Raw genomic sequence first — 23,998 nt, forward strand, 5'->3', positions numbered from 1 at the left:
GTAAAATTATGGAGTGTACAAAATGAACAGGTTTAAACAATGGCTTACAGTTTAGATTTAAGGCAAAGGGTAGTAGCTTATATAGAAGCTGGAGGAAAAATAACTGAGGCTTCCAAGATATATAAAATAGGAAAAGCCTCGATATACAGATGGTTAAATAGAGTAGATTTAAGCCCAACAAAAGTAGAGCGTCGCCATAGGAAATTAGACTGGGAAGCTCTAAAAAAAGACGTAGAAGAAAATCCCGATGCAAGATTGATAGACAGAGCCAAGAAATTTGGAGTGAGGCCGAGTGCCGTATATTACGCATTAAAGAAAATGAAAATAAACAGAAAAAAAAAGAACTACGTTATCGAGAAAGAAACCGGGAGGAACGAGTTAAGTACTATAGAATGTTAAGAGAACTAATTAAGCTCTATGGTAGTCAAGCTATAGTTTACATAGATGAATCTGGATTCGAAGCAATCCAGGCTTGTATTTATGCCTGGTCAAAAAAAGGAAAAAAAGTTTATGGAGATAGACAAGGAAAAAGGGGAGTCAGAGAAAATCTAGTAGCAGGGAGAAGAAAAGGAAAAAAAGATTTGATTGCGCCGATGGTTTTTACCGGGAGTTTGAATGCAGAAGGCTTTGAAGGATGGTTAAAATTATATTTGCTACCCTCCCTCGACATTCCATCAATATTAATAATGGATAATGCTCCTATTCATCGTAAAACTGCCATTAAAGAATTGGCTAAAGAAGCAGGTCATGAAGTTCTTTTTTTGCCGAAATATTCTCCTGATTTAAATGATATTGAGCATGACTTTAGTGCCTTGAAACGAGCTAGAATGTACGCTCCTATTGACACGTCTCTTGATGAAATTATCCGTTCTTACTGTGGCGTTTAGCGTCTCAGCTTTATTTGAAACTACTATATTTTCATAAAACTAAATTCAATTTCGGCATTTTCTCCCATCAGTTCCGTTAATAACCATTGGCGATCACCAACTTTTTGGTAATGTTCTACACGATAACAGAATTGATCAATTAATAAGTATTCTTGTAATTTAGGGATAGTCCGGTAAAAGCCAAATTTCTGATTTTTATCAAAGCCCGCTGCTGAAGTGGAGAGGACTTCGGCAATCAAAGAGGGATTGGTCACCGCCATCTGACTATTATCAGTAAACTTTGGCTCTTCCGCAATTACCATCACATCGGGGTAAAAATAACTTTCAGACTCAGCAATCCATAACCTCATATCGCTGACAAAAATTTCATATTGGCGATCGCCAATTTCTAGAGGTAATAAGCGGCTTAAATTAAAGGTTAAGCGATTATGGTTGGCGGAGGCTCCGGCAATGGGAATAATTTCTCCTTGGATAAACTCACTTTTTTCAGTGGCCTGTTCTTCCCGTTGCAGATACTCAGCCGCTGTTAGGATTTTAGTTGTAGCAACGACCATCATTGATCCCCTGTTTTATTTGGCTGATTCAAGTTTAGCTTTAACTTTTTGTTACTGTTTAATTTCAAAAAATTGTCCATTTAAGCACAGGCATATTTTAGGGTAACTTCGTTTTTGCCTTGCTCCGCCAACTGTGTTCTAGAAGTTTAAACTGCTGACCCAGATAATCTAGGTGGGGTTGTTGCTCTCCATAACGCCAAGCCACATAGGCTGTGGAAATTTCCACAATTATTTCTACCTGCTCTGGAGTTAGATGTTCCCGCAGGGATTGGGCAAATTCCCCTGGGGTTTGGGCTCGACTTTTGCGAAAACCCCTTTGCTCCAAGTCATACAGCAAAGTTTGATAAAGCCTAGCCATAGGATGGAGTTGGGCTAAGCGACGATATTGTAACCAACGTTTAGCCTGGGTCCAACCAAGCCAACCCAGAAAACCAGCGGCGATCGCCAAAATGAGTCCGAGTAAAGCGCCGCCCAAACTAGTGGAAATTAAATTCCAGAACCACCGTAAAACAGTGACCAGGAATCCGGTAACAGCAGCCCAGACATTAGCCAGAAAGCCGCTCACCGGAGAAGGCAACCAACCGGCCACCCAACGCCAGATTTGCTGAAGCACGCTAAAGGTTTCGTTATCTTCGATGGAGGGAGGATAGAGTTCGTGGCCAGGAATGGGGTCGAACATAAACCAACCCAGCCGGGGGAAAAGTACCTCCGTCAAGGCGTAGGCATCGGTATTATGGACCAAATAATAACCAGTGAAAGGGTTAAACTGTCCGGGAGCAAAGCCCACGGTTAATCGAGCGGGAATGTCTAAACTCCGCAACATAATGGTCAACACTGTAGCAAAGTGGTCCGGCAACCCCCCTTCGTATTCAAACAAAAAGGCGCTGACCAAATCTTCATCGTCTTCAAAAAATGGTAAATCAGTGCGAATGCGGTAATTTTGCTTGAGAGCTTGGGTTAGGTAGAGGGAAATTTCATAGGGGGTTTCTAGGGGCCGTTCTGATTTAGCTAACAGTTCTTGCGCTTTAACCCGCACCGCCGATTTGATATCGGGGGGAACTTGGAGCAATTGGGGGTCAATTTTCACTTCCGGGGGAATGCGGTACTCCTGCAACCTAGTGCGATCTCGCACCGGCACTTCTGAAATCACTGTGTAGGTAATGTCTTTTAGCAAACCCACCGGCGATCGTAAACTGCCATTGCTGTCTATGCCAACTTCCCTGGTGGGAAAGTATAAAAACCGGGGATGGTAAAGACTGGGAATTACGTTGGGTAAATCCTCCACAGCGGTATAGGTTTGCACCACATTTTCCGTTTCCAGGAAGGAGTCAATGTTATCCAGCACAAAACGATAGGACCACGGCGATCGTTCCACTGTGGTGATCTTCTCGTTATCACTAATTTCCCAACCCTGGCCCGTATAGCGGTCAAAAGATAACGCTTTCCAAAAACCTGGCGCTTGGGAACGTACCCGCAGAACTAACTGTTTGGTCATTTCCCCCCGTAAATTTTGATTCATACGGCTGTTGAAACCGTAGTAGAAGGTGTCGTCCACCTGGCCGGGTTCTGAACCATCTCCCTCTCCGCCGGTACCAGTGCCATTTCCTCGACGGTAACCAGGGTTGTTGATATCTTGGTTTTGCCCCTCAAAAGTTTGTTGTTGCATTTCCCCAGGACTAGAGACGGGAAAACTTTGCAGTCTATAACCGGGAAAGCGAGGCATCAGAGCAAAGAGTAACAAACCGAAGGCCAGGGTGACCGCTAACAGAGCGAATAACTTTTTCGGTACTAAGGGGGAATATTCCGTCCGCTCCGATCGCCTAGCTTTCTCTGCACTTTTCCAGAACGGTAGGGAAAATGGAATTTCTTCTAGCCCCAAACGAGAACGGTAATCCAACACCAAAGTGGGAATAGCTACGGCGAGAAAAAGCAATAACCAGGGGGCAAAAGCGAGAGTTTGGGATAAAGTCCCCGCCACTCCTAAAAGGATGAGCCCAATCACCATGGAATAGCCTAAATCTTTCCGCTGAGGCAAATCAAAACTGTGCAATACCTGTAGTTGCACCAATAATCCCGCTAGGGCCACCTGGCTAGCATTGAGATTTTCCACCAAGTTGCCCAAAAAGACAAACAACATGGCCACCATGGCGATCGCCAGCAGAAATTTGAGGGCAATATTCTTCTTTTTTCTTTGACGCCAACTCCACCAAGAGCCAATGACACTGAGGGGAATGGCCCATAAACTCCAGGTGGTTTGGGCCGCTACGTCTGTGGCCACAATGCCCACAATCACCATTAACTGCACCAAAATGCGGAAAACAATCGATTCCTCCGTTTTAGACTCGGGCAAGTTTTGCAGACGGGCTTGCCATTGCTCTAGCCAACGGGCCATGGGGAAGGAGAAAGTCATGGATGGATAGAAAGGAGTTTGATGTTAACGAAATTGCGTTTTGTGAGACACAAACGAGAGTGATCAAGATTTTGTGTAAAGAGGAGAATTAAAGTGAAAAGCGTTCAGGAAAAAGAACAGCAAAATGGGAAGCAGCGGCTCGCCAATCTCGTATAGGGCGCTGCCATTTTTTAGTGATGTTTATCATTGCTGAATATGATAGCTTAAAAACAGAATCTTCACCGGGAAAAACGGATTTTATTTTGATAATCTTGCAAAAAGGGCTATTTAAGGATTCAATCGCATTGGTAGTGTAAATAACGCGGCTTATCTCCTTAGGATAGTCAAAAATGGAAATGACATGGTCCCAATGACGTAACCAGATTTGACTGATGGCTGGGTAGAAGTTATCCCATTTCTGAGAAAAAGCATCCAGAGCCGTTTCTGATCCTGACTAAAAAAAATGGACATTAGAGAAGAGCCAAAAATCAAGGAGAATGTCCCAATGAGTCAAAAACGAAGACGAACATTTACAGACGAGAAGATGTGGCAACTCCGGCGACAGTGCCAGCGGCAATTGATGCGCCCCCCATAGCAGTGTCGGTCAAATCACTCAATTCATCCTTTTTCGACTGATGATTATGAGCTTTTTGTCTTTTCAACTTCTCTATTTCAAGCTCCAGTATTCTTTTTTGCCAAATGAGACGTTCTTTTTCCCTATTACTACCCATGACATTTTCCCCGGTAAATCTATGAGCATTATAATCGCTTAAAGGTCTTTAGTATGCCAAGTAAAAAAAGATGTTTTTCGGTCTTTGGGCCGATGACTTTTACCTGCCAAAGATTTTGTTACCGTTAGAAGTGAATTTGATCAACAATCGACAAATAAGGACGATCGCCAAAGGCTATGTTAGAAAGCAAACTTGAAAATCTGCGGCAATTCTTTGGGGAACTAGACCGGGCTTTAATTGCCTATTCCGGTGGAGTGGATAGTACCCTAGTGGCCAAGGTAGCCTACGACGTGTTGGGGCAAAATGCCGTGGCTATCACCGCCGTTTCACCCTCCCTGTTACCGGAAGAATTGGAAGATGCCCAGGCCCAAGCTCAATGGATTGGCATTGCCCATGAACTGGTGCAAACCAACGAAATGGCTAACCCTAATTACACTGCCAACCCGGAAAATCGTTGTTATTTTTGCAAAAGTGAACTCCACGACACCCTTCAGCCCTTAGCTTTGGCCCTGGGTTACAACTACGTTATCGATGGAGTCAATGGAGATGATCTACGGGATTATCGCCCCGGTATCCAAGCAGCTAAGGAACGGGGTGGGCGATCGCCATTGGCCGAATTGCAAATTAGCAAGTTGGAAGTGCGGCAAATTTCCCAGTTATTGGGGTTGCCCTGGTGGGATAAACCAGCCCAACCTTGTTTAAGCTCCCGCTTTCCCTACGGCGAAGAAATCACAGTGGAGAAATTACAGCGGGTCGGCCGGGCAGAAATTTATCTGCGTCGTCTCGGCTATAACCAAGTCCGGGTGCGATCGGAACAAAATTTGGCCCGCATTGAATTGCCCCCGGAACAGATCCAACAGTTTGTACAGGATGTGTCCCTGGGGGAATTAGTGCAAACTTTTCAAAACTTTGGTTTCCTTTACGTCACCCTAGACCTAGAAGGTTACCAAAGCGGCAAGCTAAATCGGGTTTTGACCAAATAACCAAAACCAACGGCATCCCAGCCTAGTTCTTTGGAACAGGGGAAAGCCCAAGGCTAAACCCAGCCCTGCAGTTTATAAATAACCAGCCCTAAATATTCCTTCAGGGCCATGGTGGTCATTTGCAGACTTTTGGCATCGGGCATCAGACCAAGGATGACGTTGGCAAGGTTGAAATTATTTCTGCCCAAAGGTTGACTCAAAAAGTCGGTGGCGGCGGGAATGACAATGATACCCAGTTTTTCAAATACTCTTTTGGCCCTGGGCATATGGTAACCAGACGTGACCAAAATAATCGTGTTTATACCCCGTTGCTGGAGAATTTTCTGGGTAAAAACCGCATTTTGCCTGGTATTAAGGGATTTCTCTTCTTTGATGATAGCTTCCCTAGGCACGTCCAACCGTTGCAACAATAGGGCCATATCCTCCGCTTCCGAGGTGGCCACTGTGCCCAACCAAGGAATCCTTCCCCCCGTGGTAATAATGTAGGGAGCTTTGCCCTCTTGGTAGATTTGTGCGCCGTAGATAACCCGATCGCCAGCTTCGGCCACTTCGGGAAATTGCCGGGGATAGGTGGCCTGGTAAAGACCGCCCCCCAAAACAACAATAACTGGGGCTTGGGGGAAATCTTCCATAGGCAGATATTGATACTCCAAAGTCCGTAGCAGGGCATCGCTAACCCAGCTATTAGCACTGACTAGTAAAATAGCCAGCGCCACCAGGGCCAGCCACTGCAAACCCAACTGCTGTCGCCAACTCCAAAAAATAATTCCCAACAGCAGTAAGGAAATTAGCCCCAGGGGATAGAGGAATAGGGGTAAAAGTTTGGAGAGAAAAACGAACATAACTGGGCAAAATGCCAACTAAATGACAATTTCTATCGATTTTGCCTAATCAATTAGGGAAAAGAGCATTTCCCCCCCACAAACCAGTTGTCCATCGACCCTAGCTTCCCCTTGCATTTTGGCAATGCGTTGCAGTTTAAAGGATTGTAATTCCACTGTCATAATTAGCTGATCCCCAGGCACCACTGGCCGCCGGAACCGCACCCCATCAATGCCAGCAAAGGCGAAGAATTTACCCCGCATCCCCGGCAGTTGGGTCAAAATCACTCCCCCCACCTGGGCCATGGATTCCACAATTAACACCCCCGGCATAATCGGGCGATCGGGAATATGGCCGGGAAAAAACGGTTCGTTGATGGTGACATTCTTTAGGCCAACGGCGCATTTACCCGGTTGAAAATCAATGATGCGGTCCACCAAGGCGAAGGGGTAACGGTGGGGCAGTAAATCACTAATTTCCTGGATAGTAAATTGGGTTTGGACACCGGCTTCATTGCCATTACTATCGCTTAAAGTGGGAGTCACCTCCGGAGTTGACATTGCCATGGGAAAACTTTTGCTAAAAATCTAGGACAAACGAAAATTTTTGAAAAACTTTGGCAAACCAGGTTATTCCCAGCAACGCTTAGTTAAGGTCCAGCACTTTGGCCAGGTTCTAGGCCCGATCGCCACCGAAAACCAGTTTAAAGCCCATTGGGATCCCCCCTGGGCCATGAGCCCAGAAAAATTGGCCAATTCTTCTTCCGGGTTGGCCCACTACCGATAAGATGGGAGGGTTGTTCATTCCCCAAACAATCCGCCAAATCCTGTGGAAATCTTTGTTTATCACACGCCGGAATTAACACCAGATCAATCCTTGCCTGACTGTGCCGTGGTTATTGATGTCCTACGGGCTACGACCACGATCGCCACTGCCTTAAAAGTTGGCGCAGAAGCGGTTCAGGTTTTTAGCTCCCTTGATGATTTGATGGCCACCAGTGAATCCTGGCCGGGGGAAAAACGTCTCCGGGCGGGGGAAAGGGGCGGGGCCGCCGTGGCGGGCTACGATTTGGGTAATTCTCCCTTAGATTGTACGTCGGAGTTGATGGCGGGGAAAAGATTGTTTCTTTCCACCACCAATGGCACTAGGGCTTTGCAGAGGGTGAAGGATTGTCCTCAGTTGGTCACAGCTTCTTTGGTTAACCGGGGAGCGGCGGTGGATTACCTAGCCCAAACCCAGCCCAAAACAGTGTGGCTATTGGGTTCCGGTTGGGAAGGGGGTTATTCCCTAGAAGATACGGTCTGTGCTGGGGCGATCGCCAGCTTGCTCCGGGAAAAAGGCATTGATTTCACCGTGGGCAATGATGAAGTGGTGGCGGCCCAAAGTTTGTACCGCCAATGGCGGAGTGATTTACTGAATTTGTTTAAACAAGCCAGCCATGGCCAACGGCTACTCAAGCTTGACCGCCTAGAGGATTTGCGCTACTGCGCCACAGAGGATTTAATTGATATTCTGCCCAAACAAGTGTCGCCAGGGGTGTTGACCGCTGCTTAAATTCGAGAATTGTCTTTATATTTAAGTTTTGAGTTCTCTTCTCCTAATCATTTTCCTAGCTATCATTGCTAAAACACTATGGACACCTTTGACGCTATTTACCAACGGCGATCGGTTAAGCATTTTGACCCTGACCATCGTTTAACGGCCGAAGAAGAAAGAAAGTTGCTCGAAGCGGCCATCCAAGCTCCCACTAGTTTTAACATCCAACATTGGCGATTCTTGATCATTCGGGATCCCCAACTGCGGCAAACCATCCGGGAAAAATATGGCAATCAGGCCCAAATGACCGACGCTTCCCTGTTAATTTTGGTAGCGGCGGATGTTAACGCTTGGGATAAAGACCCCGCCCGTTACTGGCGCAATGCCCCCCGGGAAGTGGCCAATTATCTTGTTGGGGCGATCGCCTCTTTCTATGGTGGCAAACCACAGTTGCAACGGGATGAAGCCCAACGGTCCATTGGCATGGCCATGCAAAATTTGATGTTGGCGGCCAAGGCCATGGGCTATGATAGCTGTCCCATGATCGGCTTTGACCTCCAAAAGGTAGCCGAGTTGGTCAAATTACCCGCTGACTATGCCATTGGCCCCATGGTGGCGATCGGTAAACGCACCGAAGATGCCCGGGCAAAAGGCGGTCAAACTCCCCTGGAAGAATTGGTCTGGGAAAACTCCTTTGCCTAACTAAGGTTTGGTGTTTAGCAATTTAGTGTTGAGTGGCTAATTGCTGAACCCGCTCCGACTCCCATTTAACGCTTACTTCTCACCCCTAACTCCTGCTGTTCAACGAAATTTTGCTTGATTAACACCTCTATGCGTACTCATTATTGCGGCGACCTACGGACAACCCATCTGGGGGAGACAGTGACCCTCTACGGTTGGGTCGATCGCCGTCGGGATCATGGTGGCGTAATTTTCCTTGACCTGCGCGATCGCCAGGGCATAGTGCAAATCGCCAGTAGTCCTGACCAAACCCCCGCTTCCTATCCAGTGGCGGAAGGATTACGTAATGAATACGTGGTGCAAGTTACCGGTGTGGTCAGTAAACGTCCCCCGGAATCATTGAACGAAAAAATTCCCACCGGGGAAATTGAGATCTATGCCGACAGCATTATCTTGCTCAACGGCGTCAATCAACAATTACCTTTTGTGGTGTCTAGTCACGAAGCAGAACAGGTGCGGGAAGATGTGCGCCTTAAATACCGTTATCTAGATCTGCGGCGGGCTAGGTTGAGTCAAAATCTACAACTGCGGCATCAAGTGGTCAAAGCTATGCGCCGTTTCCTGGAAGATCAAGAGAATTTTCTGGAAATTGAAACCCCCATTCTCACCCGTTCCACCCCCGAAGGGGCCAGGGATTATCTTGTTCCCTCCCGAGTTAACCCAGGGGAATGGTACGCTCTGCCCCAATCGCCCCAACTGTTTAAGCAATTATTGATGGTGGCGGGGATGGATCGTTATTATCAAATTGCCCGTTGTTTTCGGGATGAAGATTTAAGAGCCGATCGCCAACCGGAATTTACCCAGTTGGATATGGAAATGAGCTTTATGGGCCAGGAGGAAATTCTTGACCTCAACGAAGCGTTAATTTGCCACATTTTCAAAGTTGTTAAAAATATCGATTTGCCCCGGCCATTTCCCCGATTGACCTATCAAGAATCAATGGCTAAGTATGGCAATGATCGCCCGGATACCCGTTTTGGTTTGGAATTGGTGGACGTTTCCGACCTGCTGGGTAACACAGGTTTTAAGGTTTTTTCCGCTGCCGTCAGTAGTGGGGGGTCCATCAAAGCTATCCGGGTGCCGGGGGGCAATGAGACTATTTCCAATGTGCGGATTAAACCCGGCGGAGATTTGTTCAAAGAAGCCACGGAAGCGGGCGCTAAGGGCATTGCCTACATTCGGGTGCGGGATAACGGAGAAATCGACACCATTGGGGCTATTAAAGAGAACCTAGATGAGGCCCAGGTAAAAACGTTACTGCAATTAACCCAAGCTGAAGCCGGAGACTTACTCCTGTTTGGTGCCGGAGACACTGCCACGGTGGATAAATCCCTTTCCCGCCTCCGGTTGGTGCTGGGAGAACAGTTGGGTTTGATCGATCCCGATGCCATTAACCTGCTTTGGATCACCGACTTCCCCATGTTCGAGTGGAATAGTGATGAAAAACGCTTTGAAGCTCTGCACCATCCTTTCACTGCGCCCCACCCCGATGATTTAGGCGATCTGAAAACTGCCCGGGCCCAGGCCTACGATTTGGTCATGAACGGCGTGGAAATTGGCGGCGGTAGTTTGCGGATTTACCAACGGGAAGTACAGGAAAAAGTTTTTGCCACCATCGGTTTATCCCCCGAAGAAGCCCACGAAAAATTTGGTTTCCTATTGGATGCGTTCGAGTATGGCACCCCTCCCCACGGCGGCATTGCCTACGGTTTAGACCGGTTAGTGATGTTGTTGGCTAAAGAAGATTCCATTCGGGATGTGATTGCTTTCCCCAAAACCCAACAGGCCAGTTGTCTGCTCACGGAAGCACCAGCGGCGGTGGATAAAAAACAACTCAAGGAATTGTCCGTGGCTTCTACTTACGTCCCTAAAGTTAAAGTGGACGACTAGGTAGCCCTGTTTTTTATTGGCCCCCATGATGGAACGTTTTTCCCCTACTACGGCTTTATGGAAAAAATTGAGCCTCTTTGACCGCACCGTGGGGGCGATCGCCATCGTTTTGGTTCTTCTAATTGCGGTGGTGCTATTACGGGGCAATCAAAGTCCCCTGATGGTAACGCAATACAGTTGGCGCAACACCAACATCGGGGCCCAAACCCAGGCCCTGACCATGACTTTTAACCATCCCGTTGACCCGGACGTAATGGAGTCAGGCTTGGTAATTGACCCACCCCTGGCGGGCAAAACCATTTGGCAGGGGCGGCGTTGGTTCTACACCCTAACGGACATCCCCCGTTATGGCACTAACTATCAATTGACCTTACCTTTACCTGCCATGGTGCGGGGTCCAAGGGGACAGGATTTCACCAGTCTGATCACCAGTCGGGCCCGGGCTTTGGCCTATATTGGTGTGGCCGGCGAAGAAAGGGGAAGGTTAATTCTCTACAACATCACCAACCCCCAACAACCCCAAAAAATTATCCTCACCCCTAAGGACCTCACCGTTCGACAGTTTCAAATTTATCCCCAAGGCGATCGCCTGATTTTCACCGCCACCGATCCGACCCGTCGGGGGGGACAACAGAATATTTTCACTGTCGCCACCGGTATTAATAACCTCAACACCCAAACTAAAGTTCTACCAGGCAAATTGGAAAGGCTTTGGGAAGACCAGGATTATGATAACCAGCGCATTGCCCTGGCTGCTAACGGCAGTATGTTAGTTATTGCTAGAGAAAATGCTCAAAATTCTGCTGACTCTGGTTTGTGGGTAGCCCCCAGTGGAGAAAATCCCAGACCTCTAGGTATTAGGGCCGAAAAATTTATTGTTGGACCCAATGGTAATTTCCTTGCAGTGGGCCAGGAGGGGGGAGTGGGTTTAATTCCCCTAATTCCGGAGGCCGGGGCGCCCCATTTTTTGGAAGCAATGGAGCAAGCCTTGGATTTTTCTGCTGATGGCAAACAATTGCTATTAAGCCAACAAAACCCAGACTTTAGCCATTCCCTAATTGTTTACGACCTGCAGGAACGCACTCAAAGGGAAGTTTTACGGGGTCCCTACCCCCTAATAAGCTGTCGTTTTGACCCCCGCTCCCAACCCAGGGCCTATTGCTTGCAGGCGGATTTTATCCAACGGGAAGGCGAGCCTGTGCAACCAGAACCCTACCTGGCGGTGATTAATTTAACCGACGGTCAAGCCCGCCCCCTCTTAGCTTTACCCAATTACCCCGAAGTTGATCTCACCGTTGCTCCCGATGGTCTGGGGTTAATGTTTGACCAGGTAGCCACAGGACCTACTCTTGGTTCCCATGATCTTCTCACCAATTCTCAAAGATCCATTGTGGATGGACGAGTTTGGTTGTTGCCCCTACCCGGAGATTTGGCCACGGAAACCGATGCGGATCCCGATCCCCAAGAATTGACCGCTGGTTTTGCTCCCCGTTGGATGCCATAGGCTCTGATCCCCACTGGATTAGGGTTATTAGGCTGTGCTGACGTCCAAAGGGTCAGATTATTTGGTACGCTAATTTAAACAGTTTGGGAATAGTAAGTAAGCGTGAACATTACGATTGGACGGGGAAAAACAGCCCGTCGAGCCTATGGTATCGACGAAATTGCACTGGTTCCCGGAGTGCGGACCTTAGACCCAGCCCTGGCCGATACCCGCTGGAAAGTGGGCGCCATTGAGCGGGAAATCCCCATTATTGCCAGCGCCATGGATGGGGTTGTGGACAGCCGCATGGCAGTACTACTATCCGAACTAGGCGCTTTGGGGGTAGTCAATTTAGAGGGCATTCAAACCCGCTACGAAGATCCCAATCCGATTTTGGACCGCATCGCTTCGGTGGGCAAAACGGAATTTGTGGGGTTAATGCAGGAACTCTACGCCGAACCCATCAAGCCGGAGTTAATTACCAAGCGCATTCAAGAAATCCAAGCCGCTGGGGGCATTGCCGCAGTTAGTCTGACTCCGGTGGGGGCATCTAAATATGCCAGTACGGTGGCCGAAGCTGGGGCGGATTTGTTATTTATCCAGGCCACAGTGGTCTCCACGGCCCACCTATCCCCCGAATCGGTGGAGAGTTTGGACCTGGTCAAGCTTTGTCAGGAAATGCCCATGCCGGTGGTGTTGGGCAATTGCGTTACCTACGAAGTCAGCCTGGAGTTGATGCGGGCCGGTGCAGCGGCGGTGCTGGTGGGTATTGGCCCCGGTGCGGCCTGTACTTCCCGGGGAGTTTTGGGAGTAGGGGTACCTCAACCGACGGCGATCGCCGATTGTGCAGCAGCCAGAGATGACTATTTGCAAGAAACGGGTCGTTACGTGCCTGTCATTGCCGATGGGGGCATCATTACTGGTGGGGACATCTGTAAATGTATTGCCTGCGGTGCTGATGCAGTGATGATTGGTTCCCCCATTGCCAGGGCGGCGGAAGCTCCCGGCCGTGGTTTCCATTGGGGTATGGCCACCCCCAGTCCCGTATTACCCCGGGGTACTCGCATCAACGTCGGTACCACTGGCACCATTCGGGAAATTTTAGTAGGGCCCGCCAAATTGGATGACGGCACCCATAATCTACTGGGGGCAATAAAAACTAGCATGGGCACCCTAGGAGCCAAAGATATGAAAGAGATGCAACAGGTGGATGTGGTCATTGCCCCTTCCCTGCTCACGGAGGGTAAGGTTTACCAAAAAGCCCAACAGTTGGGTATGGGTAAGTAATTCTTGCCATTGCAACTATCAACCCCCTGGGATTATTCTGGGGGGATTTTTATTGGGTTTATTTGTTACCCTGGTCTGGGCCTTGTTGACCAATGCCCCACCACTACCCGCTATTACCCCGCCGCTGTGAAACACTGGAAAACTTACCTAGTTTTAGTCCTATTGGCGATCGCCATGTTGTTACCGTTGCTGTGGTTGGTAGCTACGGCGTTGAAGGCCCCGACGGAGGATGTCTTTGGGGGTTTGGGACAATTGTTACCCCGGCAACCCAACCTGGGGAATTTTATCAAGGTTTGGCAAGACTATCCCTTTGGCCGTTACCTATTCAACAGCGTGGTGGTGTCCAGCATCACTGTGGCCCTTAACTTGTTTTTTTGCGCCCTGGCCGCCTATCCCCTGGCCCGTTTAAACTTTGTCGGTCGGGACATGACCCTAGCGGCGATCGTGGCCACGTTGATGATTCCTTTCCAGTTAATCATGATTCCCCTCTACATTCTGGCAGTGAATTTAGGGCTCAGGAATAGCTACGTGGGCATTATCTTCCCCAGCCTTGCTTCTGCCTTTGGTATTTTTCTGCTCCGGCAAGCTTTCCAAGGGGTGCCCAAGGAATTGGAAGAAGCGGGCCGCATCGATGGTTGTCGAGAACTGGGTATTTGGTGGCACATTATGATTCCGGCCATTCGCCCTGCCCTGGTAACCCTAGCTATTTTTGTTTTTATCGGTGCCTGGAGCGATTTTCTCTGGCCACTGATTGTGCTCGATCAACCAGAATATTACACATTGCCTTTGGGCGTTGCTCAATTATCTAGTGCTTTGGATTTTGACTGGCGGCTCATTGCAGCGGCTTCCGTGATTGCTATTGCTCCCATTATCGTACTATTTCTGTTTGTGCAACGTTATATCATCCCCTCCGAGGCCAGCAGTGGAGTCAAAGGGTAGAGCCATTTTCTTCGGTAAAAGTTAGTCCAGCATAGTCAATTAACCGGTGAATTAAATCCTGACCAAAGCTAGCCGCAGGGGTCCAGAAACCGCCTTGGAGAGATGATTTGGGTCTGTCTTTGGCTAAACATAATGCGGCTTGGGCTAATATTTTTGCCGTGGAACCATAGCCGGGGTCTTGATCCCCTGTAACTTTGACCATGGTGGATTGGCCAGAGGCAGTTTCTCCCCAAAAGCGTAAATCATAAAAGCCCTGCTGTTGAGCTTCTTCAGTGGGGCCTTCCCCTGGTTTAGGTAGGATTTGGAGTAACAACCATCGACTGGGGCCGATCGCCAAAGCCAAGGCCATAAGATCCAAACTCCATTTAATGCCCTGGGCTGCTAACCAACCGATTATCCCTGGCCCCGTTAAGATGCCTTCCTCATATTGGAACCCTTCACCATAGACTTCGTTTTGGAGGGTATTGGAACGTAAAACAATGGGAGTGTTGATCCCTGCCATGACAAAGGGGGCAGTCCATCCGGAAAAGATGGGGTCATTTTGCACGGGGATGAGGCTGGGGGGATGGTCAGACCGGTGATCAGGTTTAAAGCAAAGGATGTAAGGATTGCGGAGGGCCTGGCGGGTGGAAGGATCGGCGATCGCCTCTTGAATCAGGTTGATGCCACTGGCGATCGTGCCTCCGGAAATGCCACCTTGGCAAGCTTTAACCCCCATTTTGACCCGGATGCAAGGTTCCCCCCAACGCCGTTGACTTTGTTGTTGTAAGTAATACACCCCGAGGTCAGAAGGAATGGAATCGAAGCCGCAACAATGGACAATGCGAGCCCCTGATTGCTTGGCGATCGCCTCATATTTTTGGATCATTTGTTGTACCCATTGGACTTCCCCAGTCAGATCGCAGTAATCTGTGCCGGTAATGGCACAAACCCGGACTAGGGTTTCTCCATAAAGGGCATAGGGGCCGACTGTGGAAACCACAACTTTGGTTTGGGAGCACAGTGTAGTGACAGCGGCTTCGTCTTTGATATCAACCACAAAGGTGGGCAAATGGGCAGCTTGAGGGCCAAGGGATTGAACCAAACGGTCAAGTTTAGCTTGGGAACGGCCGGCGATCGCCCAGTTTTTTGCTGCTGCAGTTTCCCAGTGGGACAACAAATAGCGGCAAACAATCCCACCGACAAATCCCGTCGCACCCACAATTATCAGGTCATATGGCAATGGCTTCGTCATAGAGTTTAACGGTAGTTGAAAGGTTGAATGGGATACAAAGCTGACTATGGGATAGTCTGGATTGATATACTGACGGTCGAGTCTTAAATTTGCCTAATGTTATTTGCCCATGAGGCTTCCAGGATGATGTGCCCCCAGAAATGGTTTAAACGATTATTACCCATGGTTTTGGGTGTTTGCTGTTTGCTAACCGGCTGTGTGGATTATGACGTGGGCATTCGTTTTCCAGAGCAACATTATGGGGAAATTGTCCAACACATTACCCTGGGGGAACAACTAACTACCCTGAGCCAAGCAGAAGCCGATCGTTGGCTCAAAAGTTTAGACCAGCGGGCTAAGGACTTAAACGGTCACACGGATCGCCCGTCGGAGGAAACCCTTGTGATAACCATTCCTTTTGGTAGCGGCCAGGAGTTGGTGGAAAAGTTCAATCGCTTTTTTAATCCCCAACCCCCCAAAGGAAGGCGATCGCCAGAGCCAGACCAGTTGGATTTGCTTAATTTGAAAGCGGAACTCGCACTAGAGCAAAGTAATTGGTTATTAGCAGACCGCAATCATCTCAAGTTAACCGTTGACCTGCGGGCCCTAGGGGTTTTATCCAACCAAGGCAACATTATCCTTAGTCCCGGCTCCCTAATTAACCTCAATTTTGATTTGCAAACTCCCTTAACTCTCCAAACTCCCAATGCTCCGGGGGAAGAATTAGGCACAGAAGTGCCTGGGCAATGGCAGTTAAAACCTGGACAAATTAACGTTATTGAAACGACCTTTTTTGTGCCTAGTTATTTGGCGATCGGGACAATTTTAATTATCATCCTTTGTTTAGGGGGTTTTTATCTCAAATATGGCCGTTGGCCCGGAGTGCTTGATAGCAAAGTTGAGGGAGTTTAAGAACGTGTTTGAAAAGTCCCCCTAATCCCCCCAAAATTTGGAGAGAAACTGAGTAAAAGTTACCCTCGTACCGCCGGAGCGTTAGTAAGGAGATTTAGGGGGCGGAATAAAATTTTCCAAATACGTTCTAAATCCTTAAACTTTAATCAAAAATTGTCAGGTTGCCATTAGCGCCCTAGGGTTAACTCCTCTTTTTTAACCAAAATGCCCCGGGGTCGCCATACCATTAACACCATTAAAATTAGCCCGATGACCATAACCCGTAAAGCTCCAGCTTGACTCTGGTCTAAAAAAGCAATTTGGGGCAATAAAAACCTGGTGAGGGAATCATAGGCCCAAAAAATAATGGTGCCTAACACCGTGCCTACATTACTGTCAGCTCCCCCCAGCACCACAATAATTCAAGCGTTAAAAATCAACAACGTGTCAAAATTACCCGGGTAAATACTGGTCAAATGCCAAGCAAATAATGCCCCCACCAAACTGGCGATCGCCATAATAGTTGTCTCCCAAGGAGAACTGTTTTTGACAGAAGATCCAACCCGATGGAGATGATAGTTTCGTAAATATGTTTTAGGTCTGATGTCGCAAATCACTCTTTCCAGATAAGGTTAGTTGCTCCTCTGATCCCAATGAGTTGATAGCAAGGAAGTTTTCATTATTGTGGCGATACAAACCAACTAGACTTGATCTACCACCACAGTCTGATTTTCATCGTCTTCCGGATTTGGCCCCGAGCGTTTGCGCCATTCCTGGGCCAAAATGCCATACTTGGGTGCACCAATCATGGCTATTACGAATAGCGTTGTCAGGATAACCACAATCATGCCCCCGGTCGAAACATCAAAGTGATAGCTCAAATAGGTGCCAAGCACACAGGACAGTACACTGCTGACGACCGAGTACCAAAGCATATGATCAAAGCGATCGCTGAGCAGATAGCCAATGGATCCTGGAGTGACCAGCATGGAAATTACTAAAATAATGCCCGCTGTTTGTAAAGCCGCCACAATGGTGAGGGCCAGAACCGACAACAGCGTGTAATACATCACTTGGGTGCGTAGACCGATCGCCTTGGCATGGTTTGGATCAAAACAAAACAAGAGCAGGTCCTTGCGGCGCAACAAAATCACGATTAGGGTAATGGAGCCAGCAATCAAGGTTTGGATGATGTCTTGTTGAGAAATGCCCAGCACATTGCCAAACAGAATATGGAATAGGTCAACATTACTAGGAATTTTGGTCACCAACACTAATCCAAGGGCAAAAAATCCCGTAAAGACAATGCCAATGACTGCATCCTCCTTTAACCGGGTTTTAGACTTGACGTAACCGATCGCCACCGTTGCCCCAAAGCCAAAGGTAAAAGCTCCAATGGCAAAGGGAATATTCAAGGCATAGGCCAGCACTACACCGGGGACCACTGCATGGGAAATGGCATCCCCCATTAAGGACCAACCTTTGAGAGTGATGTAGCAAGAGAGCACCGCACACACTAGTCCCACAAAGGCGCTCACCCAAATTGCCCGGATTAAAAATTCATATTGCAAAGGCTCCACTAACCAATGCCAAAAGGGAAAGGCCACCACTAACTGATTCACGCATCTACCTCTGTCGATTCAAACATCTGATTCAGACTCAGCATTGGTAGCCCACCAAAAGTCAGTTCCAAATTTTCTTTGGTGAAGGTTTCTTCAGTTTTACCCTGGGCCAAAATAGTGCGGTTGAGCAGAATGGTGTGGTCACAAAAGGTGGAAATGGAGGCCAAATCATGGGTAGAAATCAGAATGGTGTGCCCCTCATCCCGCAGTTCCATGAGTAAATCAATCATGCCTTTTTCTGTTTTCACATCAACCCCGGTAAAAGGCTCATCTAACAGAATTACCTTGCCTTCCTGGGCCAAGGCCCGGGCCAAAAATGCCCGCTTCTTTTGACCGCCGGAAAGTTCCCCAATTTGGCGATCGCGGTATTTCACCATGCCCACCCGCTCTAGACTTTCCATCACCAAACGACGGTCTTTGGCGCTAGGAATACGCAACACATTCATATAGCCATAGCGCCCCATCATCACCACATCAAACACACTGACCGGAAAGTTCCAGTCCACCTCATCAGCTTGGGGAACGTAGGCCATCAACTGTTGCTTTTGGGCCTTTTGTACGGAAAAGCCACCAATGCGTACCCGTCCCTGACTCGGTTGCAAAAACCCCATGATGGATTTGAACAGAGTCGATTTACCACTGCCATTGGGCCCCACCAGGGCGGTAATGGTGCCGGGTTCAACGGTGCAGGTAGCGTTATAAAGGGCCAAACGGGCGTTGTTATAGGTAACGCTGACACCATCGACGGATATATCAAGACGAGATAGGGTGGCTGCCATGGCAAAAGAGGGGTTCAGATTTTAGGTAGTGGTAAATCGTCAAGATTAAGTCCAGTTGATTACAGAAAAACTCAACGTGTCAAAACACAAAGTTGTTTTCATTGCTGGGCATTGGTACCGGCCAAAAGACCGTTGGTAATCACCCGGGCATCATATTCCAGCAAATCTAAAAAGGTGGGCACAGGGCCTTCCTCTGTGGAAAGGGAGTCAACATAGAGATTGCCGCCAAAGCGAGCGCCGGTGGCCTGGGCTACCTGTTTTTGCCCCTTATCGCTGACGGTACTTTCACAAAAGATTGTTGGTACATTATTGGTTTTCACCTCCTCAATCACGGTTTGCACTTGCTTGGGGGTAAACTGCTGTTCGGCATTAATTGGCCACATGTAAATCTCCTCCATACCGTAATCTCTGGCCAAATAGGAAAACGCTCCTTCGCAACTCACCAAAAACCGCTGGTTGGCGGGCACTTGTTCCAAATCCGCTCCCAGTTGGCGATCGATCGCCTTTAACTGCTCGCTGTAGACTGCTGCATTGGCGTTGTAATATTTGGCATTGTCCGGGTCAAGTTCGACGAAGGCTTGGCGGATATTTTCCACATAGACCAGGGCATTACGGGGCGACATCCAGGCGTGGGGATTGGGCTTATCGGTATAGGGGCCGTCGGCGATCGGAATCGGTTCGATGCCTTCCGTTAGCACCACAGAGGGCACATCCTTCACGTTGCCCAAAAATTGCTCGAACCAACGCTCTAGGTTCATGCCGTTGTAAAGGATTAAGTCTGCGTCCTGAGCCTTGACAATGTCACTGGGAGTCGGCTCATAACCGTGGATCTCTGCACCAATGCGAGTGATGGATTCCACCACTAACTTGTCTCCGGCAACATTCTGGACCATGTCGGCCAATACGGTGAAGGTGGTTAAAACCTTCTTTTTCTCCTCTGTTTCCCCCTGGACTTCTGTGGTTACGGCTGTCACTTCTTCGCTGGGAGCATTGGATGTCGTGACTTCCGCCGTGCCACAACCGGTCAGCCAAAAGGCGATCGCCAAACCAGACGCCAGCAGTCCTCCCCGGGAAGCAAATGATGTTGCCATAGTGATAATGGTCTTTCATGATCATCTCATTTTTCATTATCTTCTCATAATTGCAGTGAAAACGGGGAGTTAAAATTTCTTAACTTTTACCAACTGGTAAGCTCGTGGGCTTTTTCTGACCACTAAAACTTTCTGCTTTTTACATGCTCAGAACGGGGTGTGCCTGGCGACTTGTACCCCACGATTTTCCTAAATGGCGAACGGTCTATGGTTATTTCCAGCCATGGCACGAAGATGGTACCTGGAAAAAATTAAACCGTATCTTCCGTGAGAAAGTTCGGCTCAAAGCTGGAAGAAATACTCACCCTAGTGCCGGTTGTTTAGATTCACAGTCACTCAAAAGGGCTTGAACTGGCCAAGAACCTGGCTATGACGGTGGAAAAAAGGTCAATGGTCGTAAACGTACAATCCTTGTGGATACCATGGGATTAATTCTCGATGTTGTCGTCCATGGTGCCCATCGCTCCGACCATCAGGGTCTGATTCTACTTGGCACCTGGTTTGCTCCCCTTTGGCAGTGCCTGCAAGTTATATGGACTGACAGTACCTTTGGCGGAAAGGATTTTATCCATTGGGCGGAGCATACTTTTGGTTGGACCTTGAATGTGGTCAGCAAAAAGTAGGGACAAAAAGGCTTTGAAGTCCTACCCCGCCGTTGGGCAGTCGAGCGCACCTTTGCTTGGTTTGGACGTTATCGTCGTTTAAGTAAGGATTATGAATATTTACCTACCACCAGTGAGACAATGCTCTATGTTGCCATGGTTCATCTTATGCCTCAAAGGCTTGCTTAAAACTTTTCAAACACTTTCCTAGGCTTGCAAAGACTAGAATTTGCTCCCTGCAATGCAAAGCCGCAGTACGTAATACTGTTCTTTGGATTTTGTAAGAAGGTGCTCAAATATTTCTGTAATTGCGGGTTTTAAATCCTCCGGAACATTCATTGCGACAACCTAAAATGCTAGATTTTCCAATCCATAGAGGGTAAAATTTGTAAGCCCACTAATACCTTTTCTGTATTGGACAAATCACCAATAATTTTTTTGATTGGTTCGGGTAATTTTCTTACTAAAGTAGGCAATGCCAAAATACTATCTTCAATCGCCAATTCAGGTTGTTGGGTCAAATCGATGATTTCAATTTGGTATTGACCGTTTAGATATTCTTCACAAATCTTTTTTAAATTTATAAAAGCTGTGACGGATTTAGGAGTTTGTCCCGCTACATACAGACGCAGTTGCCAAACTTCCAAGTTTTGATTGCCAGATAGAGCGTTTAAATTTTCCATAATAGAAGACTCTTCAGTACTTAGGGGTTTTGATAAATGTGGCGAGACTTTTTAATCAGATTACGGTTGGCCAACATTGTTTGTTTGAATTCTTTCTCCTCTAACATTAGTACTTCTAATTCCTCATCTTGACTGGCTAGTTTCATTTGGAGGGCATCAATCTTCGCCTGCAGTAAGTACTTTTTTCGCTCAAAATTCCGTTTGCTGAGTTCTAGGGCCTGTTGCCGCCTTTTGGCGATCGCCTCTTCTTCTAAAATTTGATTAATCCTTTGGGTACCTGTTAGTACTTGCCCTTCACCAATATAAGCTTCAATCAAATCTACCCCATCATTACTAAGGATGAATTCCCGCACTTGGTTGGAGTGGGCCATGCCCCTAGATTTCAAAATATAGAGAATACGATTTCTTTCTCCATTTATTCTCAGGGTCTGTAACTCCAGCCATGTATCCATTAAGGAAGAAACACCAACTTCTGTTTGTTCATTATCATATCCCACATTGCCGCCGGTCAAATCCGTCAAAAATACGGTAATCTTTTGGCTTTTTAGATAATCAATTAGACGCATGAAAAAGTTTTTTGTTTGATTTAAATTGCCACTAGTAATTAGGTTACTCATTGGATCAACTACCACCAAGCTTGGCTTAAAATTCCTGACCCAACTATGAATCTTAAACAGACGCATCTCTAAATTATAATTAGTAGGACGAGTGGCATCAAATTGTAGTAATTGGCTGTCTAAATAGGGCGATAAATCTAGACCAATGGAATTTAAATTGCGGCAAATTTGTTGGGGCGATTCTTCGGTAGCAAGATATAAACATCGTTCTCCCCGTAAGCAAGTTGCCTGGGCAAAAAAGGCCGCCAGGGTAGTTTTGCCAGTGCCAGCTCTCCCGGTTACTAAAATGCTACTGCCACGGTAATAACCCTGCCCGCCAAACATATCATCCAATTGGGGAATGCCAGTGGAAATTCGCTCCTGGGAGACGCTGTGATTGAGAATCAGGGAAGTGATAGGCAACACGGAAATGCCATTTTCTTCGATCAAAAAAGGATATTCATTATTGCTATGGCGTGAGCCTCGATATTTAACGACCTGAATAGTTCTGGTGGCAACCTCTTCCACAGTTTTTTGATCGAGTTTAATAACACAATCAGACACGTATTCTTCCAGGCCTTGCCTAGTTAAATTTTTGTCGCCCCGTTCCCCTGTGATCACTGCGGTAACGCCTTTTTGCTTTAACCAATGGAATAAACGACGTAATTCTGCTCGGACAATATTGGTATTCTCTAAGCCAGAAAAAAGAACTTCAATTGTATCTAAAAGGATTCGCTTTGCACCAATTTTATTAATGGCATAGCCTAAGCGAATAAATAGGGCTTCGAGGTCATATTCTCCTGTTTCTTGAATTTCGCTAGCTTCAACATAAATATGATCAATTAAAATTTTTTCTTCGGCAACTAAATCTTGTAAATTCCACCCTAAGGACGCCACATTTTGAATGATCTCTTTGGCGCTTTCTTCAAAGGAAACTAAAACCCCTGGCTCTCCATATTCCACTGCCCCCCGCACTAAAAATTCCACCCCAAATAGAGTTTTACCACAACCGGCTGAACCACAAATGAGGGTTGGTCGGCCCTGGGGTAAACCACCGTTGGTAATTTCATCAAAACCTTGAATCCCGGTGGGGCATTTAATTAGAGAGAGACTTTGGCTGTTATCTGTCATGATTTTTACGGATTCAATTTACTTGCCAGCATTGCCAATGGTGTTTAAATTTATGTTTGAGTTTTTGTCGTAATTATGTTCGCACAATATTCCCACTATTAATTTGCCGAGATTGAGCAATGATCACACCGTAGGCATGGGCTACTCCGATCGCCATTGTTGTCAACTGCCCGACCAAGGCCAACCCCATGACTTCAGTAATAACTTTTTGTCACATTAGCGGACCCAGACCCCAGCAACAGAAAGTGCCTTAGTCGGGTATGGTGAAATTTACCTAATTTTCCGCCTGAGTTCCATTTAGAAGCTAGTTGACCATGGAATTGGCCCCATGGACCCATACAGTCACGGCAATAGTATCCATTAAAACTGCGATCCCCGGCTACTACAATCAAGTTATTCCCCCCTCAACCATTGCTTAAACCATGGCAGAAAAACTATCTTCCTCACCACCAGCCCGGAACATTTTTCAGCGACTACCGCTTCTGGGGACTGGGGGCGTAGTTCTAACCATGGCGATCGCCGTTATGGGCATTGTCCAGGGTCTACGTACCATCAGCCCTTGGCTCCGCATCGGCAATAATCAGGCCAAGGCGGAAATTTCTACCCTCGTGGTGCAGCAAATCCGGGCAGTGAGTGAACTAACCACCACCATTTTTGCCATGGAAACCGTAGTGCCCACTAGTCAGGAACGGCAATGGGGTAATTTCACCCTGGGGCGCACCGACTTACTCTACATTGGCTACGGGGAAGTGCGGGCCGGCATTGATCTAGCCGAGATAAATGAACAAAGTATTCAACAACAGGGAGAAACGCTAATTGTCACCCTGCCGCCGCCGCAAATTCTTGACCAAAAAATTGATGTGGAACGCTCCCGCATTTACCACTATGACCGGGGATTTTTAAACCTAGGACCCGACACTGTTCCGGAGCTACAAACTTTGGCCCAACGGCAGACCCTAGCCAAAATCACCGCCGCCGCCTGTGACCAAGGCATTTTGAACCAGGCTAACCAGAAGGCCGAAGTGGCCCTAGCGAGTTTATTGAAAAACACAGGGCACCGGCAGGTGGAAATTAAAACCACTAACCCCACCGTTTGCGCCATCCCCTCCGCCCAGGGTTTATCCAGGGACAAAATCAATGGTTAAAGC

At 47.6% G+C, this 23,998-nt stretch carries 23 protein-coding genes and 3 pseudogenes; 13 read left to right on the top strand and 13 right to left on the bottom strand.

All coding sequences use genetic code 11. From position 1 onward, the window contains the following. Positions 1 to 39: 39 nt before the first annotated feature. Entirely contained in the window at positions 40 to 399 is a 360-nt protein-coding gene (locus C7I86_RS19095; RefSeq protein WP_010871315.1) for an IS630 transposase-related protein, read from the top strand. Continuing rightward, entirely contained in the window at positions 309 to 887 is a 579-nt protein-coding gene (locus C7I86_RS06880; protein WP_223211245.1) for an IS630 family transposase, read from the top strand. Before C7I86_RS19095 ends, C7I86_RS06880 begins: the two co-directional genes overlap by 91 nt. A 23-nt stretch (positions 888 to 910) precedes the next feature. On the opposite strand, the gene C7I86_RS06885 is transcribed toward C7I86_RS06880, so the two are convergent. From C7I86_RS06885 to C7I86_RS06900, 4 genes and pseudogenes are all read right to left on the bottom strand, one after another. Beyond that, positions 911 to 1,444, bottom strand: a complete 534-nt coding sequence (locus C7I86_RS06885) for a Uma2 family endonuclease (protein WP_010872530.1) — start codon at positions 1,442 to 1,444, stop codon at positions 911 to 913. Between the two features lie 94 nt (positions 1,445 to 1,538). Beyond that, a complete protein-coding gene (locus C7I86_RS06890; protein ID WP_010872531.1) occupies positions 1,539 to 3,851 on the bottom strand; it encodes a DUF3488 and DUF4129 domain-containing transglutaminase family protein in 2,313 nt (770 codons plus the stop codon). An 88-nt stretch (positions 3,852 to 3,939) separates the two neighbouring features. Next, positions 3,940 to 4,278, bottom strand: a pseudogene (locus C7I86_RS06895) (transposase); the annotation flags it as partial. 82 nt (positions 4,279 to 4,360) lie between these two features. Further along, positions 4,361 to 4,561: a hypothetical protein gene (locus C7I86_RS06900; RefSeq protein WP_020861716.1), complete on the bottom strand. Its 201-nt coding sequence runs from the start codon at positions 4,559 to 4,561 to the stop codon at positions 4,361 to 4,363. 176 nt (positions 4,562 to 4,737) lie between these two features. Between C7I86_RS06900 and larE the strand changes: the two genes are divergently transcribed. Then, complete coding sequence (gene larE / locus C7I86_RS06905; RefSeq protein ID WP_010872532.1) at positions 4,738 to 5,544, top strand: ATP-dependent sacrificial sulfur transferase LarE; 807 nt, start codon at positions 4,738 to 4,740, stop codon at positions 5,542 to 5,544. A gap of 53 nt (positions 5,545 to 5,597) precedes the next feature. Here the strand turns inward: larE and C7I86_RS06910 are convergent, their stop codons facing one another. Both C7I86_RS06910 and fabZ read right to left on the bottom strand, forming a co-directional pair. Further along, a complete protein-coding gene (locus tag C7I86_RS06910; protein WP_010872533.1) occupies positions 5,598 to 6,386 on the bottom strand; it encodes a YdcF family protein in 789 nt (262 codons plus the stop codon). Between the two features lie 45 nt (positions 6,387 to 6,431). Beyond that, positions 6,432 to 6,932 (bottom strand): 3-hydroxyacyl-ACP dehydratase FabZ, encoded by a 501-nt coding sequence (fabZ, locus tag C7I86_RS06915; RefSeq protein ID WP_010872534.1) that lies wholly within the window; start codon positions 6,930 to 6,932, stop codon positions 6,432 to 6,434. 40 nt (positions 6,933 to 6,972) lie between these two features. Here fabZ and C7I86_RS06920 point away from each other — a divergent pair, with 40 nt between their 5' ends. The 7 genes from C7I86_RS06920 to C7I86_RS06950 all read left to right on the top strand — a co-directional run bounded on the left by C7I86_RS06920 (position 6,973) and on the right by C7I86_RS06950 (position 14,242). Further along, positions 6,973 to 7,152 (top strand): hypothetical protein, encoded by a 180-nt coding sequence (locus C7I86_RS06920; protein ID WP_041425809.1) that lies wholly within the window; start codon positions 6,973 to 6,975, stop codon positions 7,150 to 7,152. 42 nt (positions 7,153 to 7,194) lie between these two features. Then, positions 7,195 to 7,920, top strand: a complete 726-nt coding sequence (locus C7I86_RS06925; protein ID WP_010872535.1) for a 2-phosphosulfolactate phosphatase family protein — start codon at positions 7,195 to 7,197, stop codon at positions 7,918 to 7,920. 78 nt (positions 7,921 to 7,998) lie between these two features. Then, complete coding sequence (locus C7I86_RS06930) at positions 7,999 to 8,604, top strand: nitroreductase family protein (protein WP_010872536.1); 606 nt, start codon at positions 7,999 to 8,001, stop codon at positions 8,602 to 8,604. A gap of 129 nt (positions 8,605 to 8,733) precedes the next feature. Continuing rightward, the gene (gene aspS / locus C7I86_RS06935) at positions 8,734 to 10,533 is read left to right on the top strand and encodes an aspartate--tRNA ligase (protein ID WP_010872537.1); all 1,800 of its coding nucleotides are present in this window, start codon (positions 8,734 to 8,736) and stop codon (positions 10,531 to 10,533) included. A gap of 25 nt (positions 10,534 to 10,558) precedes the next feature. After that, positions 10,559 to 12,037 (top strand): hypothetical protein, encoded by a 1,479-nt coding sequence (locus C7I86_RS06940; protein WP_010872538.1) that lies wholly within the window; start codon positions 10,559 to 10,561, stop codon positions 12,035 to 12,037. A gap of 102 nt (positions 12,038 to 12,139) precedes the next feature. Then, on the top strand, positions 12,140 to 13,303 hold the full coding sequence (locus tag C7I86_RS06945; RefSeq protein ID WP_010872539.1) for a GuaB3 family IMP dehydrogenase-related protein: 1,164 nt from the start codon (positions 12,140 to 12,142) through the stop codon (positions 13,301 to 13,303). Positions 13,304 to 13,429: 126 nt separating this feature from the next. After that, positions 13,430 to 14,242 (top strand): carbohydrate ABC transporter permease, encoded by an 813-nt coding sequence (locus C7I86_RS06950; protein WP_010872540.1) that lies wholly within the window; start codon positions 13,430 to 13,432, stop codon positions 14,240 to 14,242. Here the strand turns inward: C7I86_RS06950 and C7I86_RS06955 are convergent. Continuing rightward, positions 14,232 to 15,476, bottom strand: a complete 1,245-nt coding sequence (locus C7I86_RS06955; protein WP_010872541.1) for a trans-acting enoyl reductase family protein — start codon at positions 15,474 to 15,476, stop codon at positions 14,232 to 14,234. The genes C7I86_RS06950 and C7I86_RS06955 overlap by 11 nt on opposite strands. 96 nt (positions 15,477 to 15,572) lie before the next feature. Between C7I86_RS06955 and C7I86_RS06960 the strand changes: the two genes are divergently transcribed. Next, positions 15,573 to 16,367, top strand: a complete 795-nt coding sequence (locus C7I86_RS06960; RefSeq protein WP_010872542.1) for a DUF3153 domain-containing protein — start codon at positions 15,573 to 15,575, stop codon at positions 16,365 to 16,367. Positions 16,368 to 16,534: 167 nt separating this feature from the next. Here C7I86_RS06960 and C7I86_RS06965 read toward each other — a convergent pair. The 4 genes and pseudogenes from C7I86_RS06965 to C7I86_RS06980 form a co-directional block, all read right to left on the bottom strand. After that, positions 16,535 to 16,861 (bottom strand): annotated as a pseudogene (locus tag C7I86_RS06965) (branched-chain amino acid ABC transporter permease); the annotation flags it as partial. A gap of 186 nt (positions 16,862 to 17,047) precedes the next feature. After that, on the bottom strand, positions 17,048 to 17,968 hold the full coding sequence (locus tag C7I86_RS06970) for a metal ABC transporter permease (RefSeq protein ID WP_010872544.1): 921 nt from the start codon (positions 17,966 to 17,968) through the stop codon (positions 17,048 to 17,050). Continuing rightward, entirely contained in the window at positions 17,965 to 18,747 is a 783-nt protein-coding gene (locus C7I86_RS06975) for a metal ABC transporter ATP-binding protein (RefSeq protein ID WP_010872545.1), read from the bottom strand. Before C7I86_RS06975 ends, C7I86_RS06970 begins: the two co-directional genes overlap by 4 nt. Positions 18,748 to 18,845: 98 nt before the next feature. Continuing rightward, positions 18,846 to 19,838 carry a metal ABC transporter substrate-binding protein gene (locus C7I86_RS06980; protein WP_010872546.1) on the bottom strand — a complete coding sequence of 331 codons (993 nt, stop codon included), beginning with the start codon at positions 19,836 to 19,838 and terminating at the stop codon, positions 18,846 to 18,848. Positions 19,839 to 19,975: 137 nt separating this feature from the next. Here C7I86_RS06980 and C7I86_RS06985 point away from each other — a divergent pair. Next, positions 19,976 to 20,629, top strand: a pseudogene (locus tag C7I86_RS06985) (IS5 family transposase); the annotation flags it as partial. 167 nt (positions 20,630 to 20,796) lie between these two features. Here C7I86_RS06985 and C7I86_RS06990 read toward each other — a convergent pair. Next, complete coding sequence (locus C7I86_RS06990; protein WP_010872548.1) at positions 20,797 to 21,123, bottom strand: circadian clock KaiB family protein; 327 nt, start codon at positions 21,121 to 21,123, stop codon at positions 20,797 to 20,799. 20 nt (positions 21,124 to 21,143) lie between these two features. Next, a complete protein-coding gene (gene kaiC, locus C7I86_RS06995) occupies positions 21,144 to 22,850 on the bottom strand; it encodes a circadian clock protein KaiC (RefSeq protein WP_010872549.1) in 1,707 nt (568 codons plus the stop codon). Between the two features lie 422 nt (positions 22,851 to 23,272). On the opposite strand from kaiC, the gene C7I86_RS07000 reads away from it, so the two are divergent. Beyond that, positions 23,273 to 23,995, top strand: coding sequence for a DUF4230 domain-containing protein (locus tag C7I86_RS07000; protein WP_010872550.1), 723 nt, complete (start codon positions 23,273 to 23,275; stop codon positions 23,993 to 23,995). The last annotated feature ends 3 nt before the right edge of the window (positions 23,996 to 23,998 follow it).

The organism is Synechocystis sp. IPPAS B-1465, from assembly GCF_003015225.1.
Classification (GTDB): Bacteria; Cyanobacteriota; Cyanobacteriia; order Cyanobacteriales; family Microcystaceae; genus Synechocystis.

Coding starts and splice junctions, on each gene's coding strand:
- C7I86_RS19095 (WP_010871315.1), top strand. CDS start 40: ATGGCTTACAGTTTAGATTTAAGGCAAAGGGTAGTAGCTTATATAGAA.
- C7I86_RS06890 (WP_010872531.1), bottom strand. CDS start 3,851: ATGACTTTCTCCTTCCCCATGGCCCGTTGGCTAGAGCAATGGCAAGCC.
- aspS (WP_010872537.1), top strand. CDS start 8,734: ATGCGTACTCATTATTGCGGCGACCTACGGACAACCCATCTGGGGGAG.
- C7I86_RS06930 (WP_010872536.1), top strand. CDS start 7,999: ATGGACACCTTTGACGCTATTTACCAACGGCGATCGGTTAAGCATTTT.
- larE (WP_010872532.1), top strand. CDS start 4,738: ATGTTAGAAAGCAAACTTGAAAATCTGCGGCAATTCTTTGGGGAACTA.
- C7I86_RS06990 (WP_010872548.1), bottom strand. CDS start 21,123: ATGGAAAATTTAAACGCTCTATCTGGCAATCAAAACTTGGAAGTTTGG.
- C7I86_RS07000 (WP_010872550.1), top strand. CDS start 23,273: ATGGCAGAAAAACTATCTTCCTCACCACCAGCCCGGAACATTTTTCAG.
- C7I86_RS06885 (WP_010872530.1), bottom strand. CDS start 1,444: ATGATGGTCGTTGCTACAACTAAAATCCTAACAGCGGCTGAGTATCTG.
- C7I86_RS06900 (WP_020861716.1), bottom strand. CDS start 4,561: ATGGGTAGTAATAGGGAAAAAGAACGTCTCATTTGGCAAAAAAGAATA.
- fabZ (WP_010872534.1), bottom strand. CDS start 6,932: ATGGCAATGTCAACTCCGGAGGTGACTCCCACTTTAAGCGATAGTAAT.
- kaiC (WP_010872549.1), bottom strand. CDS start 22,850: ATGACAGATAACAGCCAAAGTCTCTCTCTAATTAAATGCCCCACCGGG.
- C7I86_RS06910 (WP_010872533.1), bottom strand. CDS start 6,386: ATGTTCGTTTTTCTCTCCAAACTTTTACCCCTATTCCTCTATCCCCTG.
- C7I86_RS06955 (WP_010872541.1), bottom strand. CDS start 15,476: ATGACGAAGCCATTGCCATATGACCTGATAATTGTGGGTGCGACGGGA.
- C7I86_RS06975 (WP_010872545.1), bottom strand. CDS start 18,747: ATGGCAGCCACCCTATCTCGTCTTGATATATCCGTCGATGGTGTCAGC.
- C7I86_RS06940 (WP_010872538.1), top strand. CDS start 10,559: ATGATGGAACGTTTTTCCCCTACTACGGCTTTATGGAAAAAATTGAGC.
- C7I86_RS06960 (WP_010872542.1), top strand. CDS start 15,573: ATGTTATTTGCCCATGAGGCTTCCAGGATGATGTGCCCCCAGAAATGG.
- C7I86_RS06980 (WP_010872546.1), bottom strand. CDS start 19,838: ATGGCAACATCATTTGCTTCCCGGGGAGGACTGCTGGCGTCTGGTTTG.